This is a genomic window from Collinsella sp. AM31-2AC (genome assembly GCF_003469285.1).
GTDB classification, from domain to species: Bacteria; Actinomycetota; Coriobacteriia; order Coriobacteriales; family Coriobacteriaceae; genus Collinsella; species Collinsella aerofaciens_AT.
Genome location: NZ_QSJB01000010.1, coordinates 1 through 16,382 on the forward strand (window position 1 = coordinate 1; position 16,382 = coordinate 16,382).

The 16,382-nt window shown below is 58.3% G+C and carries 15 protein-coding genes; 12 read left to right on the forward strand and 3 right to left on the reverse strand.

Annotated features, from left to right (window positions below):
* Positions 1 to 40 precede the first annotated feature (40 nt).
* Positions 41 to 361, reverse strand: a complete 321-nt coding sequence (locus DW796_RS05865) for a cob(I)yrinic acid a,c-diamide adenosyltransferase (protein WP_233539682.1) — start codon at positions 359 to 361, stop codon at positions 41 to 43.
* A 92-nt stretch (positions 362 to 453) separates the two neighbouring features.
* Between DW796_RS05865 and ftsH the strand changes: the two genes are divergently transcribed.
* The 3 genes from ftsH (at position 454) to DW796_RS05885 (ending at position 3,318) form a co-directional block, all read left to right on the forward strand.
* Positions 454 to 2,346, forward strand: a complete 1,893-nt coding sequence (gene ftsH / locus DW796_RS05870; RefSeq protein ID WP_187361833.1) for an ATP-dependent zinc metalloprotease FtsH — start codon at positions 454 to 456, stop codon at positions 2,344 to 2,346.
* Positions 2,347 to 2,422: 76 nt separating this feature from the next.
* Positions 2,423 to 2,884, forward strand: a complete 462-nt coding sequence (locus DW796_RS05875) for a DUF523 domain-containing protein (RefSeq protein WP_117820267.1) — start codon at positions 2,423 to 2,425, stop codon at positions 2,882 to 2,884.
* 245 nt (positions 2,885 to 3,129) lie between these two features.
* Complete coding sequence (locus DW796_RS05885; protein WP_099431656.1) at positions 3,130 to 3,318, forward strand: IS3 family transposase; 189 nt, start codon at positions 3,130 to 3,132, stop codon at positions 3,316 to 3,318.
* A 115-nt stretch (positions 3,319 to 3,433) separates the two neighbouring features.
* Here DW796_RS05885 and DW796_RS05890 read toward each other — a convergent pair whose 3' ends face one another.
* Together DW796_RS05890 and DW796_RS05900 are read right to left on the reverse strand one after the other, a co-directional pair.
* Positions 3,434 to 4,036 carry a Type 1 glutamine amidotransferase-like domain-containing protein gene (locus DW796_RS05890; RefSeq protein ID WP_118094552.1) on the reverse strand — a complete coding sequence of 201 codons (603 nt, stop codon included), beginning with the start codon at positions 4,034 to 4,036 and terminating at the stop codon, positions 3,434 to 3,436.
* A gap of 512 nt (positions 4,037 to 4,548) precedes the next feature.
* Positions 4,549 to 5,631, reverse strand: a complete 1,083-nt coding sequence (locus DW796_RS05900) for an iron-containing alcohol dehydrogenase family protein (protein WP_117820265.1) — start codon at positions 5,629 to 5,631, stop codon at positions 4,549 to 4,551.
* A gap of 510 nt (positions 5,632 to 6,141) precedes the next feature.
* Between DW796_RS05900 and ileS the strand changes: the two genes are divergently transcribed.
* From ileS to DW796_RS05945, 9 genes are all read left to right on the forward strand, one after another.
* Positions 6,142 to 8,919 carry an isoleucine--tRNA ligase gene (ileS, locus tag DW796_RS05905; protein WP_222847475.1) on the forward strand — a complete coding sequence of 926 codons (2,778 nt, stop codon included), beginning with the start codon at positions 6,142 to 6,144 and terminating at the stop codon, positions 8,917 to 8,919.
* A 238-nt stretch (positions 8,920 to 9,157) separates the two neighbouring features.
* A complete protein-coding gene (gene lspA / locus DW796_RS05910; protein ID WP_118094555.1) occupies positions 9,158 to 9,739 on the forward strand; it encodes a signal peptidase II in 582 nt (193 codons plus the stop codon).
* Complete coding sequence (locus tag DW796_RS05915) at positions 9,739 to 10,752, forward strand: RluA family pseudouridine synthase (protein ID WP_118094556.1); 1,014 nt, start codon at positions 9,739 to 9,741, stop codon at positions 10,750 to 10,752. The genes lspA and DW796_RS05915 overlap by 1 nt, the downstream gene beginning before the upstream one ends.
* An 82-nt stretch (positions 10,753 to 10,834) precedes the next feature.
* Positions 10,835 to 12,130: a glycosyltransferase family 2 protein gene (locus DW796_RS05920; RefSeq protein ID WP_117635141.1), complete on the forward strand. Its 1,296-nt coding sequence runs from the start codon at positions 10,835 to 10,837 to the stop codon at positions 12,128 to 12,130.
* Positions 12,131 to 12,210: 80 nt separating this feature from the next.
* The gene (locus DW796_RS05925) at positions 12,211 to 12,633 is read left to right on the forward strand and encodes a prepilin peptidase (protein WP_118094557.1); all 423 of its coding nucleotides are present in this window, start codon (positions 12,211 to 12,213) and stop codon (positions 12,631 to 12,633) included.
* A 31-nt stretch (positions 12,634 to 12,664) separates the two neighbouring features.
* Positions 12,665 to 13,912 (forward strand): deoxyguanosinetriphosphate triphosphohydrolase family protein, encoded by a 1,248-nt coding sequence (locus DW796_RS05930; protein WP_117820260.1) that lies wholly within the window; start codon positions 12,665 to 12,667, stop codon positions 13,910 to 13,912.
* 60 nt (positions 13,913 to 13,972) lie between these two features.
* Positions 13,973 to 15,322 carry a replication-associated recombination protein A gene (locus tag DW796_RS05935; RefSeq protein ID WP_164473304.1) on the forward strand — a complete coding sequence of 450 codons (1,350 nt, stop codon included), beginning with the start codon at positions 13,973 to 13,975 and terminating at the stop codon, positions 15,320 to 15,322.
* A gap of 95 nt (positions 15,323 to 15,417) precedes the next feature.
* A complete protein-coding gene (locus tag DW796_RS05940) occupies positions 15,418 to 16,011 on the forward strand; it encodes a hypothetical protein (RefSeq protein WP_118094558.1) in 594 nt (197 codons plus the stop codon).
* Positions 16,004 to 16,381 carry an ATP-binding protein gene (locus DW796_RS05945; protein WP_118094559.1) on the forward strand — a complete coding sequence of 126 codons (378 nt, stop codon included), beginning with the start codon at positions 16,004 to 16,006 and terminating at the stop codon, positions 16,379 to 16,381. The genes DW796_RS05940 and DW796_RS05945 overlap by 8 nt, the downstream gene beginning before the upstream one ends.
* Position 16,382: the final 1 nt, after the last annotated feature.

Consider the following 16,382-nt stretch of genomic DNA (forward strand, 5'->3'; position numbering starts at 1 on the left):
GGCCGTGTTCCGCTATGCGGTTGTCAATTTGCGAAAGAAATTATGCGTCACCAAAGCCTCGGCGCATGGCTTCTCCCAGCTCATCCAAGATCAGCATGTCTACCTGGCTAATCTGCTCGCGTGCGAGCTCCATGATCTGCGCGGCGCAAGCCTCGGGCGTGTCGCGATCGGCCTGCACAATGCGCAGTCCCAGGCGCGGCGCGGCATCGTGTTCGGCGCAGTGCAGCTTCTTGGCAAACTGCAGCATGAGTACGTTGAGACCATAACCTGTGGCACGCAAAGCCAGCCCCAAGGCGGCCGTGGTTTTGCCCTTTCCGTCGCCCGTGTAGATCTGAACCTTGCCGACTTCCAGTGATGCCATCTCTGTCCTTTCGTGCCCGGCGTCGGTTTATCGTCGCTCGGGTTGGGTATTCTAGAAACCATTATCAACCCCAGTAGATGGAGTTCAAGCAGATGGAGATGGATGACAACAAACGTAGACGGAATATGATCCTCTACGTGCTCATCGCCTTCGTCGTCTACCTCGTGCTCTCGACCGTTCTGTTCCCCAACATCGGTCACACGCAGCAGATTACGAAGACCGATTACTCGACGTTTGTCAAAGCGCTCGATAAGAAGAGCGTCAACAAGGTCGAGTACAACACGGACGATTACACGATTTATTACACCAAGAAGGGCGAGGACGAGAACATCGCCTACAAGACGACCGGTGTGCCGAATGATGCGGGTTTTACCGATCGCGTGCTTGAATCCGGTGCGTCCCTGGAATCGGTCGTTCCCGACAAGAACTCGGGTTTGATGACCTACTACCTGCTCACCCTCATTCTTCCCATGGCGATTTTCTTCCTGATTGGCTGGTGGCTCAACCGCCGCATGAAGAAGGCCATGGGTGATGACGGTCCGTCGATGAACTTTGGCGGCGGTGGTTTTGGCGGCGGTGGACTGGGCAAGTCCGGCGCGCGCGTGATCGCCTCCAAGGACGTGGGCGTGACCTTTAAGGATGTCGCCGGCCAGGAAGAGGCCAAGGAGTCCCTCAAGGAGGTCGTCGACTTTCTGGAGAAGCCGCAGCGCTACGAGGAGATCGGCGCCAAACTGCCACGCGGTGCTCTCCTTGTCGGCCCTCCGGGTACCGGTAAAACCCTGCTCGCCAAGGCTGTGGCCGGCGAGGCGGGCGTGCCGTTCTTTAGTATTTCTGGTTCTGAGTTTGTTGAGATGTTCGTTGGCCGCGGCGCCGCTAAGGTTCGCGATCTGTTTAAGCAGGCCAAGGAAAAGGCCCCGTGCATCGTGTTTATCGACGAGATCGATACCATCGGTAAGAAGCGCGATGGCGGCGGCTTTAGTGGCAACGACGAGCGCGAACAGACGCTCAACCAGCTGTTGACCGAGATGGACGGCTTCGATAACCACAAGGGTATCGTCGTTCTTGCTGCTACCAACCGTCCCGACAGCCTTGACCCGGCCCTGCTGCGCCCCGGTCGTTTTGACCGTCGCATCCCCGTTGAGCTGCCCGACCTGACCGGACGTAAGAACATCCTCGAGCTGCATGCAAAGAGCGTGAAGACGGAGCCGCCGATCGACCTGACCGCGATTGCCCGCGCCACGCCCGGTGCCTCGGGCGCCGACCTGGCCAACATCATCAACGAGGGCGCGCTGCGTGCCGTCCGCGAGGGTCGCAAGCGCGCGACTCAGGATGACTTTGAGGAGTCGGTGGAGGTCGTCATCGCCGGCCAGCAGCGTAAGTCCACGGTTCTGTCCGACCACGAGAAACAGGTCGTGTCCTATCACGAGATCGGCCATGCCATCGTTGCCGCCCGCCAGAAGGGTTCTGCGCCGGTTACCAAGATCACCATCGTGCCGCGTACGAGCGGTGCTCTGGGCTACACCATGCAGGTCGAGGAGGATGAGCGCTTCCTGACCACGCGCCAGGAAGTCCTGGACAAGCTCGCTGTCTATTGCGGTGGCCGTGCAGCCGAGGAGCTTATCTTTGGCGAGATGACGACCGGTGCCGCCAACGATATCGAGCAGGCCACCAAGCTCGCCCGCAACATGGTGACGCGCTTTGGCATGTCCGATGAGTTTGGCATGATGGCGCTTGGTACCGTTCAGAATGCGTACCTCAACCAGGATACGTCGCTCACCTGCGCCCCCGGTACGGCCGAACGCGTGGACGCGATAGTCGCCAAGCTGATCGAGGATGCGCACGACCGCGCTCTGCAGATCCTCAAGGAGAACAAGTTTAAGCTCCATGAGCTGGCTCGTTATCTGTACAAGAAGGAGACGATCACGGGCGAGGAGTTCATGAATCTCCTCACGCGCGAGAATCCGCTGATGCCAAAGCAGCAGTAATACTGGTTGCGCAGTGTCTATCGCCCCATTTGAGTGTCCATCTCAAATGGGGCGTTTTGCGTGGGGAGAGTTGAATATGAAAATCGTGGTAAGTGCCTGCTTGATGGGCGAGAGCTGCAAGTATAACGGGCTCGATAACTACCATCGCGAGCTGGTCGAAGCGTGCGAATGCACGGGGACCGAGGTACTCTTGGTGTGCCCTGAGGTCTTTGGCGGCCTGCCCACGCCGCGCAAGCCGTCCGAGATTGTGAACGGCGAGGTCCGTACCTGCGAGGGCGTCTCGATCGATCGCGAGTTTCGCCTGGGCGCAGAGCGCGCACTCGATATGTGCGAGCAGGCGGGCGGCCCGTCCGAAATCGCTGCGTGCATCCTTCAAGATCGTAGTCCCTCGTGCGGTGCGGGTCGCATCTACGACGGAACGTTCAGCGGTACGCTCACTGCGGGCAACGGTGTTTTTGTCGACCTACTGCTGCACCACGGGTATCGTGTGATTCCCGCAAGTGAGTTCGACCCCAGCATACTGGAACATTGTCCATAGCACTCGAACCCAACACTTCCTCACGGGTGACCGTTTTGGCATCATCCGTGAAGTTTATATTGAGTACGACCCGGTCATCAAAGACGTAGACCGAGTTGACAGGCACGTACCCAGGCAGCCCCTCCCCGCGGCTCTCGCGCAGGAACGCGTACACGGCCCTCCCGTCTCTTGCGCCCCTCCTGGAATTGTCCACATCAGTGTAGCCAATTCAGTCCGCCAAGGGCTGAAGCCCGGACAACGCGGCGATGGAGGGCTTCTTCGGCCTGCTCAAGAAGGAGTTCTGGCACGGCAGGGACTGGTCGGACTGGACCCCCGCCCGCTTCATCGAGGAGCTCGGGGGCTGGATCGGTCGATACAATACGGAGAGGCGCAGCGATGCGCTCGGTGGCCGCACGCCGGCCGAGTTCCGCTCCGCGCTGGGAAGGGCCGCGTAACGGTCCAAGAAATCGTCCGCAGTCCCCATTCTTGCCCCTTTGGGACAGCTTCTTGTTGGGGCGTGCCTGCCCCTAACCCTGCTAGGAACGAGTACAGCAAACTGGAATTTTCAAATTAGTCTTTGCAAATTACCTTTGAACCTTCACCATCAATTACAATTCCCTGACGGTTGTTAATTGGGCATAGATTCAAATCCGAAAACTCAGTCATTATTTTCTCGGTAACTTTCTTAAATGGTGCTGTAAGAAAATGCGGAAGAACATAGAAATCAATCAAATTAAGCCCTGAATCATCTTCTTGTGAGTAGTCCTCCGGCTTTTCATCCATTTGCTCGATATATTGGATGCTTGGAGCGCATACAATCGCACCTGCCGATTCACCAATCATCAGTTTTCCCTTTTCCAATTCTTTCTTCAACAGCTCATCCGTTCCCGTTTTACGGAGCTGGTCTATAAGGAAAAAAGAATTTCCGCCGGTAAAATAGATCACATCTGAATCTTCAAAAAGAGACTGTATCGTTGAATAAGCCTCCGTTGAAATATCAATTTCAGTTACGATTGCTCCCAACTTTTTGAATAATTTTCGAGCCGAGCCGACATAACCGGTGTAGCCTTCACGCAGCGAAGCTGTTGGAATAAATGCGACTTTTTTATTTTCAATTTCTTCCTTTACCAGACTTCCTACACTTGAAAAGTGAGAACATAAAAACAGTTTCATCAATATTCTCCTATATATAAATTCTTATTTGTTGAACTAAGCCGTGTATACCATACTCTCCAATGAAAGAACGCCCTGATATAGCGAAATTTTGCCGTTTTCCTGCGTACGTGCGTACACACTCCACAGGAATTCTAAGGGGCCTGCCCCCTTAGCACACGGACTTTGGAACAAAGTCTAGTGTGTTACGCCTTGCCAGAGGTGTACGGGCTCCCGGTATGCACGTACGCAGCAATTGCCATCAATGCGCCATATAAGTGGCGATCAAGTTCGCATAAAGCGACCTTGATCCCGCAAAACAAAAGGCAGGATACCATCACCACGATGATACCCTGCCTCTGTTCGTTCCTGTTTACCGTTCCGAGTAGTCCTTCCGCAGAATTTCCGATAAACAAAAAACGTACCCGAACCCTTTCTCGTAAAGAATCGGGTTCGAGTACGAACTGAATGCTGGAGCAATAAAAAACCACCAGAAAGGTGCCTGTCCCCTTTGTGGTGGTTTTGGGCCAGTCCTAGAGCGTGTGGCCGTAGGTGTTGGCAGCCTTGATGGCGGCGGCGAACTTTTCGTCGGTGAAGGGCTCGGGGTTTCCCTGCTTCCACTCGTTGGTGGCGTGCGCATACTCGCACAGGGCGGGGATATCGGACTCGGAAAGCCCGACCTGCTCAAGCGTTACGGGCAGCCCCATCTCCTTGTTAAAGGCTGCGTAGCGCTCAAGGTTCTCGGTGTCGCCCGTGTAGGCAAACAGCACCAGCACGCCCAGGCTCACGACCTCGCCATGCAGGTAGGTGCCCTCGCGCGGAATGCTGCAGGTGGCGTTGTAGAACGCATGCGCCACGCTCGAGTTGTAGTAGTAATCGTTTTGGTTGGTCAGGTTGGAGACATAGCCCGTGTTGACCACGATATCGAGCGCGATCTGCTTGACGGCCTCGGTCGACAGGTTCTGGCGAACGTCCTCAAGACCCTGCACGCCATAGGTAAACAGCGGCTCGGAGCAGGTGTGCGCGAGCGCCAGGCCAAGACCGGCGGTGTGCTCCAGGTTGCCGGCGCTCGTGGCGTATTCGACCTCGGGCTGCTTGGACAGGGCGTCGCCTACGCCGGCCCAGAAGTACTCCGCCGGAGCCTCGGCAATGATCTTGGGGTTGATGAAGATGTGTGCGGGGCGGTTGGGGTACGAATAGCCCTCGAGCGAGCCGTCGTCGTTGTAGACAACGGCAATGGCGGTCGCGGCCGAGCAGTTGGAACAGATCGTCGGCACCGTAAAGACGATCTTCTTGAGTTCGATGGCCGCCGTCTTGACGGTATCGAGCGCCTTGCCGCCGCCGCACGCGATAAGTACGTCGGCCTCTTGGCAGGCGGGGGAGTTCACAACCTTGGCGATATTGGCGCGCGTGCTGTTGGTGCCGTAGACACGCGTCTCCAGAATCTCGACGTCGGTTCCCGCCAGCGCGGTTTCGATTCCGGGAAGCGCCGCGGCCAGCGCTCGTTTGCCACCGATGATTGCGACCTTGGTCGCTCCGTACTCGGCCAGCGCGCCGGGCAGCTCGTCAAAGCAATCCTCGCCGACGGTATAGTCGCTCATTCCAATCGTGCGCATAGCAGCCTTCTTTCGTTAGATAAAGTGCTTTCAGGTATTTTGCTCCAAGAGAAGGCTAGTGATCGTGAGAAATTTCTAAAGTATGAAACCGATGTTGAGGGTTTTTCGCCAGCGTTGACCGTGCTACCATACAGCGCAGAAGCGTTGATGGGGACGAGTAGTCGGCCGTCCGCATGCTACAGAGAGCGGGGAGCGCTGAGAGCCCGTGCATGCGACCGATGAAAATCACCCCGGAGCTGCGATCCCAACGGACGCGCCGTGCAGGCACGTCTTAGTAGACATCGCCGAGATGGTCGTCGATACAGGCCAGCCGAGTAACGGATGCGAGCGCGCGAATACGCGGGCGAGGGCATCTAAGCTGGGTGGTTAAGCGAAGAGCTTTTGCGGGCGTACAGTCCGTTTTGCGGCGCTTCGTCCCAGCTTGTAGGGACGGGCGCTTTTTTGGTGCCCAGAGGGCGTGCGCGCCCATGACATGAAAGGGGTACCGTGGCAAACGAGTACAAGCAGACGATGAATCTGCCTAAAACCGGATTTCCCATGCGTGCCGGTCTTTCCAAGTCCGAGCCCAAGCGACTCAAGGACTGGCAGGACAACAAGGTCTACGAGCAGGTTCTGAAGAAGAACGAGGGTCACAAGAAGTTCGTGCTGCACGACGGCCCTCCGTACGCCAACGGTCCGATCCACATCGGCCACGCCATGAATAAGATCTCCAAGGACATGATCAACCGCTACTGGATGATGCAGGGCTATGAGGTCCCTTATGTCCCCGGTTGGGACTGCCATGGCCAGCCGATCGAGCACAAGGTCGAGGAGAAGCTCGGCACCGAGAAGTTCAACCAGACCTCCACGGCTAAGATCCGCGAGCTCTGCAACAAGTTCGCTGTCGAGAACATCGAGCTGCAGAAGGCCGGCTTCCGTCGCCTGGGCGTGCTCGGCGACTGGGACAACCCCTATCTGACGCTCTATCACCAGCATGATGCCGCCGACATCGAGGTCTTCAAGGCCATGTTCGATAAGGGCATGATCTATCGCGGACACAAGCCGGTTCACTGGTGCAAGCATTGCCACACCGCACTCGCCGAGGCCGAGATCGAGTACTCCGATGAGACGAGTCCCTCCATCTTTGTTCGCTTTGAGATGACCTCCAAGCCCGCCGGCCTCGAGAACTTCGACGGCCCGGTCGACTTCATCATCTGGACGACTACCCCGTGGACCATCCCCTCCGATCAGGCCGTTTCCCTCAAGCCCGGCGCCGCCTATGTCGCCGTTGAGCACGACGGCCGCGCCGAGGTCATGCTCGAGGACCTTGCTCCCAAGTGCTGCGAGGAGTTTGGCTGGGAGTACACCCCGGTTTTGGTCGACGGCAAGCCCTATGTGGTTCCCGCTGAGACTTTCCACCACATCCACTACAAGCAGCCGATCTTTGACGGCGTTGAGGGCGTGGCGCTGCTGGCCGATTACGTCGGCGTCGATGACGGTACCGGTATCGTCCACAACTCGCCCGGCCACGGCGTCGACGACTACTTTGCCTGCCTCAAGGAGGGCATCACCGACATCTGCATGCCGGTTGACGACGACGGTAAGTTCTACACCGGCGAGGAGTTTGGTACCGGTGGCCCCTTCAGCGGTATGGATACCGATGAGGCCAACCCTCACATTATCGAGTTCCTGCGCGAGCGCGGCACCCTGGTCCTCGAGAAGAAGATCACGCACAGCTATCCGCACTGCTGGCGCTGCAAGCACCCGGTGCTCTTCCGTGCTACCGACCAGTGGTTCGTCTCGATGGACAAGACCGGCTTGCGCGAGCAGGCCGGCAAGGAGGTCCGTGAGAACGTCAAGTGGTATCCGGCCCACGCGGCAAACCGCATCGGCGCCATGGTCGAGCAGCGTCCCGACTGGTGCATCAGCCGCCAGCGCAACTGGGGCGTGCCTATCCCCAGCTACACCTGCGCCGACTGCGGCGAGAAGGTCATGAACGACGCCACGCTCGACGCCGTCATCAAGCTCTTCCACGAGAAGGGCTCCGACGCCTGGTTCACCGACGCTCCCAAGAGCTATCTTGGCGAGGCCTGCGTCTGCCCCAAGTGCGGTGGCCATCACCTCAAGGCCGATAAGGACATCCTCGACGTGTGGTGGGATTCCGGCGTCTCCTGGAAGGCCGTCTGCGAGTACCGTCCCGAGCTGGAGTATCCGGCGGATGTGTACCTCGAGGGCTCCGACCAGCACCGCGGTTGGTTCCAGAGCTCGCTGCTCACCTCGGTGGGCGCCAACGGCCATGCTCCGTACAAGGCGGTCGTCTCGCAGGGCTTCACGCTCGACGGACAGGGCCGCAAGATGTCCAAGTCGCTCGGCAACGTCATCGACCCCAACAAGGTCTGCGACGAGATGGGCGCCGACATCATCCGCCTGTGGGTTGCATCCGTCGATACCAGCTCCGACGTGTCCATCGACCACGAGATTCTCGCCCGTACGTCCGATGCCTACCGTCGTTTCCGCAACACGCTGCGCTTCCTGCTCTCCGAGCTCGAGGGTCAGTTTGAGCCCGAGACCGACGGCGTCGCCTTTGCCGACCTGCTGCCGCTCGACAAGCTCATGGTTGCCCGCCTGACCCAGGTCCAGGCCGAGGTTGACGACGCCTACGCCAGCTACGAGTTCCCGCGTGCCTACCGTGCACTCTACGACTTCGTGGTGACCGAGCTTTCCAACGTGTACCTCGACGCCCTGAAGGACCGTCTGTACTGCGAGAAGCCCGGCTCGCTCGAGCGTCGCAGCGCCCAAACCGTGCTGGCCGAGCTCTTCTCGATGCTCATGCGCGACCTGCAGCCGATCCTGTCCTACACCGTTGACGAGGCCATGGCCTATGCGCCCGCCGGCTGCGTCGATCATCAGAAGTACGCCGCGCTGCTCGATTGGTACAAGTCGCCCATCACGATCGACGAGGCCAATGAGTTTGAGGGCGTGCTCGAGGCTTCACTCGAGCTCCGTAGCGCCGTGACCAAGGCCCTTGAGGACGCCCGCTCCGCCGGCACCTTCACCAAGAGCCAGCAGGTCCGCGTCAAGGCGGTCGTTCCCGCCGAGATGTACGCGCTGCTGACCGGCGACAAGGCCGTCGACCTGGCCGAGTTCTACATCGTCTCCGCTGTTGAACTGACCCAGGGCGAGGAGCTCTCCGTTGCCATCGAGGCTGCCGAGGGCGAGTGCTGCGACCGTTGCTGGAACTACCGCACCACCGTCGGCGAGTACAACGGCCACGCTCATATCTGTAAGAGGTGCGCGAATGCCCTTTAAGGCACGGTAACTCGGCATTTTAGTTATAGGGAGAATTTGGACGCCTTCCGCCCATTTGCCCCGTTGAATAAAAGCGGCATTCTGTTTTTCGGAATGCCGCTTTCTTTTATGCTGGTTATTTATCTGACGTTAGCGAATGTGTCGTGCGCTCTGCGTGTGGCAATATAAGATGGTTATTTGCGTTAAACGGAATTTGATTATCTGAGGGTAGGGGATTTCTTTGGGTCGTGGTGCGGATATGACGCCGCCTTTGCGTTGGCGGTTGGGTGCTGCTGGTGGGGTGGCGCTGGTTGTGCTGCTTGTTGACCAGCTGACCAAGCTTGCGGTTCGTGCCGTGGGCGACTCTTTGCATGTGACCGTCATCCCCGGTGTTATCGACTTTATGTTTATCCGCAATATCGGTGCTGCCTTTAGCATGGGCGAGGGGCATGGCATCGCGTTTGCCGCGCTGGCGTTGGCGGTCATTATCGCTATTGCCGTGTACCTCGTTCGTGCACCCCAGCTCGCCCATCTTGAGGTTGTGGGCATGGCGATGGTTGCGGGCGGTGCTATCGGCAACGCTATCGATCGTTTGGCCTTTGGCTTCGTGACTGATTTTATTGCCACCACCTTCATCGACTTCCCCGTCTTCAATGTGGCCGATGTCGGCATTACGGTCGGTGTGGTGCTTGCCCTCATCGGCTACATGTTCTTGAGTCCTGCGGCCCGTGAGGTCGACGCGACCGCCGAGCTCAACGCCCGTGACGAGGCCCGCGCTAAGCGCAAGGCCCAGCAGCGTGGGGAGCGTGCCCGCAAGATTCGCGAAAGGAGCGAGCGCTAATGGCCGACATCCATATCCTTGTTGCCGACGATGCCGCTGGTCAGCGTCTTGACGCCTATCTGGGCGCTAATGACGGCTGCCCTACGCGCTCTGCCTGCGCGCATCTGATCGAGGGCGGTGCCGTTGCCGTCAACGGCGAGACATGCCTGTCAAAAAAGTATACCGTGCGCTCCGGCGACCGTATTTCGGTCGATTTGCCCGAGCCGCACGATCCCACCGATGTGATTCCCGAGGCCATTCCCCTCGATATCCGCTACGAGGACGACTACCTCATCGTGCTCTCCAAGCAGCGCGGTCTGGTGTGCCATCCCGCCCATGGCCACGAGAGCGGCACCCTTGCGAACGCCTTGGTCTATCACTGTGGCATTGACCATCTGGGCACCGTGCAGGGCGAGGACCGCCCCGGCATCGTGCATCGCCTGGATCGTGACACCTCGGGCCTTATGCTCGCGGCAAAAGACGACGACACCCAGCGCGCGCTCCAGAATCTCATCCGCACGCGCACGCTCGACCGCCGCTACATTACGCTCGTCCACGGCCACATTGCCATGGACGAGGGCACGATCAACACCGGCATTGCCCGTTCTACGCGCGACCGTGTCAAGATGGCGGTTTCGGACGATCCTTTCGCGCGCCAGGCCATTACGACCTTTAGGGTCCTCGAGCGCTTCGATTCCACGCGTTTTGACGATGGCTATACGCTCGTCGAGTGCCACCTGTTTACGGGTCGCACGCATCAGATTCGCGTGCACATGCGCCATATCAACCACGCCTGCGTGGGCGATCCGCTCTACGGTAAGTGCGATGTGCGTGCCGACCAGGGTTTGACCAGGCAATTCCTCCATTCCTGGCGTGTGGCGTTCGATCATCCCGTGACGGGGGAGCGCATTGAGTGCCGTGATGAGCTGCCGTGGGATCTCGCCGCCGTTCTGGATGACCTAGCCCCGCGCTCGCTCGGCCGCACTGCCGCCGGCGACGAAATCGTTCCGCAGCTCGGTCTGCTCGAACCCTAACCAGTATTAGGTGGTTTCTTGAACTCGGTTAGCCTACGGTAAGATATACGGTTGTTTACGTAACGCGTTCTCGGGAGCCTGCATGCTCGCCTTTTTACAAACTAACACGCCCATCGTGATCTTTAATCAGATTGTGGTTACGCTACTCACGGTCTGCTTTCTGTACCAGGTGGTCTTCTTTGTCATTGGCGCTCTTCGTGGCGAGGTCGCGCCTCCCAAGGCCAAAAAACTCCACCGCTATGCCTTCTTTATCGCGGCGCATAACGAGGAGGCCGTGATCGCCAACCTCGTTCGCTCCATCAAGGACCAGGATTATCCGTCCGAGCTTATCGAGGTCTTCGTGGTCGCCGATGCCTGCACCGATAATACGGCGCAGCTCGCGCGCGAGGCAGGCGCCATCGTTTATGAGCGCAACGACCTGGCCCGCAAGGGTAAGAGCTGGGTCATGGACTTTGGTTTCGATCGCATTCTCAACGAGTATCCCGACACGTTTGAGGGCTACTTTATCTTCGATGCCGACAACGTTATCTCCCGCGATTACGTCTCCAAGATGAATGATGCCTTTGACCAGGGCTTCCATGTGGTTACGAGCTATCGTAACTCCAAGAACTTCGGCAGCTCGTGGATTTCGTCTGCCAACGCCACCTGGTATCTGCGTGAGGCCCGCTTCCTCAACAACGCGCGCAACATCTGTAAGACGTCTTGTGCCGTCTCTGGTTCGGGCTACCTCATCTCCGCCAGCGTAATTGAGGGCATGCACGGCTGGCAGTTCCATACGCTGACCGAGGACATCCAGTTCACTACGTTCTGTGCTATTCACGGCATTCGCATCGGTTATGCGCCGGCGGAGTTCTTTGACGAACAGCCCGTGACGTTTAAGGCGTCCTGGAAACAGCGCATGCGCTGGACCAAGGGCTTCTACCAGGTGTTCTTTACCTACGGTAAGCACCTGGTCAAATCGACCTTCCGCTATCATCGCTTTGCCGCCTACGACATGTTTATGACCATCGCTCCGGGCATGCTTCTGTCCCTGATTTCCATGCTCGCCAACGCGACGTTCCTCATCGTGGGTGGACTCTCGCACGGCTTCTTGGCTACCGAAGTCGAGATGCAGGCTTGTGCCGCCTCGCTTATCATGACGTTCGTGATGATGTACCAGACCTTCTTTATCCTGGCGCTGCTCACGACCATCTTTGAGTACAAGCACATTCATTGCGCTCAAAAGTGGCGCCTGGTGACCAACCTGTTTACCTTCCCGATCTTTATGTTCAGCTATATCCCCATCACGGTTGCCGCGCTGTTCCTGAAGGTCGACTGGGTTCCTACCCAGCATGCCGTAAACGTTACCCTCGACGAGGTCATGCAAGGCGCCAAATAAACACAACCAAAACCACCACAAAGGGACAGACGCCTTTGTGGTGGTTTTTGCTTTTGAGCAGCTGCTCATGGAGGTGCACGATGTTCTACATCCCATTTTGGATCTGCGTCTTTGCCGGTGCGGTGGTTGATGCCCGTGAGCGGCGGTTTCCCAATGAGCTTGCTGGCGCGTGCGCCGTGGCGGCGTTTGCGGGCGTTTGGCTCGACCTCGGTTTGAACACAACGCTTGACCACGCAGGTCTTGCCGTCATCGTGTATCTTGCCCTCGTTCTGACTGAGTCCCTCTGGCGTCGTCTTCGCCAAATCCCGGGCATCGGCATGGGAGATGCCAAGGCACTCTTCGCGCTTTGCACGCTCGACCCTATGGGTGGCATCGTGGCATTTGCCGCCGCGCTCCTGGTCCTTGCCTTCTCCTGCCTCATCACAAAATCGCGCTCCCTGCCATTGCTCCCGTTTTTGGTGCCGATATTTGCCATAATCGAGGTCGTGGGCTGCACATTGTAACCGATTGCGCATCCTTTTTAAGGAGCATGCCATGGCAACTAATCAAGAAACGGCCGTCATTAAGGCGCGCATGGACCGCATTCCCGCGGCGTTGTCGCCCGAGCTGGTCGAGCGTATCGCCGCCGACCGCGCCTCGGGTGTCGTTAATCCTTATCGATGCTGCGACGACCAGGTCATTCGTCGTATAGATCGCGCTGCCGACAAAGGCACGCTTATGCGTCCGGCGTTTATGCGCGATACCGAAAAGATTCTTCATCTTCCTGCGTACACGCGTTATGCAGGCAAAACGCAGGTCTTTAGCTTTCGCAGCAACGACGACCTGTCGCGGCGCGGCCTTCATGTGCAGCTCGTCTCGCGCATTGCCCGCGATATCGGCCGTGCCCTGGGCCTCAACTGCGATTTGATCGAGGCGATTGGCCTGGGCCACGATTTGGGCCACACGCCCTTTGGCCATGCCGGCGAGCGTTTCCTCAACGATATCTATCACGAGCGTACGGGTCGTTATTTTTTCCATAACGTGCAGTCCGTCCGCGTGCTCGACGCGCTGTACGGCCGCAACGTGTCGCTCCAGACGCTCGACGGCGTGCTGTGCCATAACGGCGAGTACGAGCAGCGTGTCTTTGAACTCTCGGACATGGCGTCGTTTGACCAGTTCGACCGTACCGTCGAGGACTGCATTGCCAAGGGCTATGGCGCGATCGAGCACCTGCGCCCCATGACCCTCGAGGGCTGTGTGGTGCGTATCTCGGATATCCTCGCCTACGTCGGTCGTGATCGTCAGGACGCCATTGCGGCGGGCCTGCTGTCGCCCGACGCTTTTGACGATGGTCGGGGCGGCGCCTATAACAGCTGGATTCTCACGCACGCTTCCATCGATATCGTTGAGCATAGCTATGGCAAACCGCGTATCGAGATGAGCGAGGACCTGTTTGAGGAGATCCGCCGGGCGAAGCGCGAGAACTACGAGAAGATCTATAGCAAGGGCGGTATCGAAGGCGATTCTGAGGCAGAGTTGCGTGAGGCCTTCGAAAAGCTCTACGACCGTTGCCTGCAGGATCTAAATAAAGGCGACGAGTCCTCTTACATCTTTAAGCATCACGTTTCGCGCATTGAGCAGCAGCTTTCCTACTACGATCGCACCTATGCCTGGCAGGACGACAAGGATCAGGCCGTCGTCGATTACATCGCAAGCATGACGGATGGTTATTTCTGCGAGCTGACGAGCAAATTGTTCCCAGGTCTAAAGTTTCCGCACCGCACCTATATTAACGAACGGTAGTTCGTATCCTTTCGGTATACTGTTGGTCAACAACGATTTTGATTAATGCACGGGATGGCTATGGACGACCTTTTTTCTGCTTCGACGCGCGAGCGCTCCTTTAAAAATGCGCCGCTTGCGGTGCGTATGCGCCCCAATTCGCTCGACGAGTATGTGGGCCAGCAAAAGGCCGTCGGTAAGGGCTCGTGGCTGCGCGCCGCGATTGAGCATGACGTGCTGTCGAGCGTGATTCTGTACGGCCCGGCTGGCACGGGCAAGACGACGCTGGCCCACATTATCGCCAACCATACCAAGAGCGAGTTTGTCGAGGTCAGCGCCGTGACGGGCACTGTGAAGGACCTGCGCCGCGTAATCGATGAGGCTAAGACCCGTCTGAACACCTACGACCGCCGCACCATTCTGTTTATCGATGAGATCCATCGCTTTTCGAAGTCGCAGCAAGATGCCCTGCTGCATGCGGTCGAGAACCGCACCGTCATTATGATTGGCGCCACGACGGAAAACCCGTACTTTGAGGTCAACTCGGCATTGCTCTCGCGTGGGCGTGTGGTAGAGCTTGAGCACCTGAAGGACGAGGATATCGCCACGCTCATTGAGCGTGCGCTCGAGGCGCCGCAGGGTTTAAACGGTAAGTTCTCGGCCGATGAGGATACGGTTAAAACCATTTGCACATTGGCCGCGGGCGATGCTCGCTCAGCGCTCACGACGCTCGAGCTTGCGAGCGAGATTGCCGTTACGCGTCCCGATACCGAGGGGACGCCAGCGCCGGCGGCGGGGGAGCGCTATCCCATCACTGTTGACGATGTGAAGATCGCCAACCCACGTCGTGGCTTTTCGTATGACAAAAACGGTGACATGCACTACGACATTATTAGTGCGTTCATCAAGTCCATGCGAGGCAGCGACCCCGATGCCACGATCTATTGGCTCGCACGCATGATCGATGCGGGGGAGGATCCTAAGTTTATCGCTCGCCGCATTATGATTCAGGCTTCCGAGGATGTTGGCAACGCCGACCCACAGGCGCTTTTGGTGGCACATGCCGCGTTTAAGTCTGCCGAGGTCATTGGCTATCCCGAGTGTCGCATCAACCTGGCACAGGCTGCGCTCTATGTGTGCCTGGCGCCTAAGTCCAATGCGTGCGAGGCCTCGATCGATGCGGCGCTGGCCGATATCCATTCAAGTGGGCTTCGCGAGGTGCCCAGCTACCTGCGCGATCGTCACCGCCCGGGCAGCGATGAATACGGTGTGTATAAATATCCGCACGATTATCCCGAAGGCTGGGTCGATCAGCGCTATTTGCCCGAAGGCCTGGAGCGCGGCGCGTTCTGGCAGCCTGCGGGCCGCGGTTGGGAAGAGTGGCGTGTGGAGCAAAGCGAACGCGACCGTAGCGGCAACGCCCCCAAGTAGGTCATTGGCACCTCGCACATTCCCTTTGGGTATCTTTGCCCTTCTTTGGGGTACCATGAACAGCGTCTGTATTTCGATTCCTTCGGGAGGCTTGTATGAGTCCCATTCAAATCGCCCTGCTGCTGCTCGCCGTTGCCGGCGTGTGGGCTGTTGTCGAGCTCGCGCTCACGCTGCGCAAGACCCGCACCGTCGTTGATTCGCTCGACAAGACGGTGAGCGACCTTAACAACACGCTCGCCGAGGCACAGCCCGTGGTGGCAAAGCTCGATGGCGCTGTCGATGAGCTCACCCCCGCGCTGGCACAGGTTGAGCCGCTCCTCAAGTCGGGCAAAACTGCCGTTGACGCCCTGACGTCCAACCTTGTTGAGGTTGAGGCGGTCGTTCGCGACATTTCCGAGGTTACGGGCAGCGTGGCCGAGGCCAGTAATGCCGTATCGAGCGTGACTGATTCTGCGGCCGGTGCCGTACAGAAGCTCTTCAATAAGGTGAAGGCTCCTGCAGCCGACGCCGATCGCAAGCTCGCCACTGCCGCCGCCGAGGACGAGCAGCCTACCGAGCGCGTTCTGATTGGTGAGGCTGAGGACGAGGCCGTCGATGGCGCGGATGCGGCTCAGAAGCCCGCTGCTAAGCCCGCTCAGTATTACACCTATACGCCTGCCGAGACCTCCGAGGAGTCCTGCGATGAGTAGTGAAGCAACCTTCCCCATCACGCTGAGCGTTGCCGGTGATCCGCGTCTCGCGCGCTTGGTGCGCATGACGGCCGCTAACGTCGGCGCCCTGTGCTCTATGTCCGTCGATCGCATCGAGGATATCCGCATGGCTGCCGAGGAAGCCTTCATCTTTGGGTGCACCGCGGTCGACTGCGACGACATCACGATCAATTTCGATGTGGACGAATCTCACGTCGGCATGACCTTTACCTTTGGGGAACAGGCCACCGTCGACGAGGATGACCAGGCTACTGTGTATGCCGAGCTCATTCTTGCAAGCGTGTGCGATTCCTACGAAAAGACTGCGGCGCCCCTAACGCTTTCCCTCAACCTCAAGGCGGATATCTAAT

Bases quoted from the DNA above. Each gene is read 5' to 3' on its own strand.
- DW796_RS05865 (WP_233539682.1), bottom strand. From the start codon at position 361: ATGGCATCACTGGAAGTCGGCAAGGTTCAGATCTACACGGGCGACGGA.
- DW796_RS05940 (WP_118094558.1), top strand. From the start codon at position 15,418: ATGAGTCCCATTCAAATCGCCCTGCTGCTGCTCGCCGTTGCCGGCGTG.
- DW796_RS05900 (WP_117820265.1), bottom strand. From the start codon at position 5,631: ATGCGCACGATTGGAATGAGCGACTATACCGTCGGCGAGGATTGCTTT.
- DW796_RS05945 (WP_118094559.1), top strand. From the start codon at position 16,004: ATGAGTAGTGAAGCAACCTTCCCCATCACGCTGAGCGTTGCCGGTGAT.
- ftsH (WP_187361833.1), top strand. From the start codon at position 454: ATGGAGATGGATGACAACAAACGTAGACGGAATATGATCCTCTACGTG.
- DW796_RS05890 (WP_118094552.1), bottom strand. From the start codon at position 4,036: ATGAAACTGTTTTTATGTTCTCACTTTTCAAGTGTAGGAAGTCTGGTA.
- DW796_RS05885 (WP_099431656.1), top strand. From the start codon at position 3,130: ATGGAGGGCTTCTTCGGCCTGCTCAAGAAGGAGTTCTGGCACGGCAGG.
- DW796_RS05930 (WP_117820260.1), top strand. From the start codon at position 12,665: ATGGCAACTAATCAAGAAACGGCCGTCATTAAGGCGCGCATGGACCGC.
- DW796_RS05935 (WP_164473304.1), top strand. From the start codon at position 13,973: ATGGACGACCTTTTTTCTGCTTCGACGCGCGAGCGCTCCTTTAAAAAT.
- DW796_RS05920 (WP_117635141.1), top strand. From the start codon at position 10,835: ATGCTCGCCTTTTTACAAACTAACACGCCCATCGTGATCTTTAATCAG.
- ileS (WP_222847475.1), top strand. From the start codon at position 6,142: ATGAATCTGCCTAAAACCGGATTTCCCATGCGTGCCGGTCTTTCCAAG.
- DW796_RS05875 (WP_117820267.1), top strand. From the start codon at position 2,423: ATGAAAATCGTGGTAAGTGCCTGCTTGATGGGCGAGAGCTGCAAGTAT.
- DW796_RS05925 (WP_118094557.1), top strand. From the start codon at position 12,211: ATGTTCTACATCCCATTTTGGATCTGCGTCTTTGCCGGTGCGGTGGTT.
- DW796_RS05915 (WP_118094556.1), top strand. From the start codon at position 9,739: ATGGCCGACATCCATATCCTTGTTGCCGACGATGCCGCTGGTCAGCGT.
- lspA (WP_118094555.1), top strand. From the start codon at position 9,158: ATGACGCCGCCTTTGCGTTGGCGGTTGGGTGCTGCTGGTGGGGTGGCG.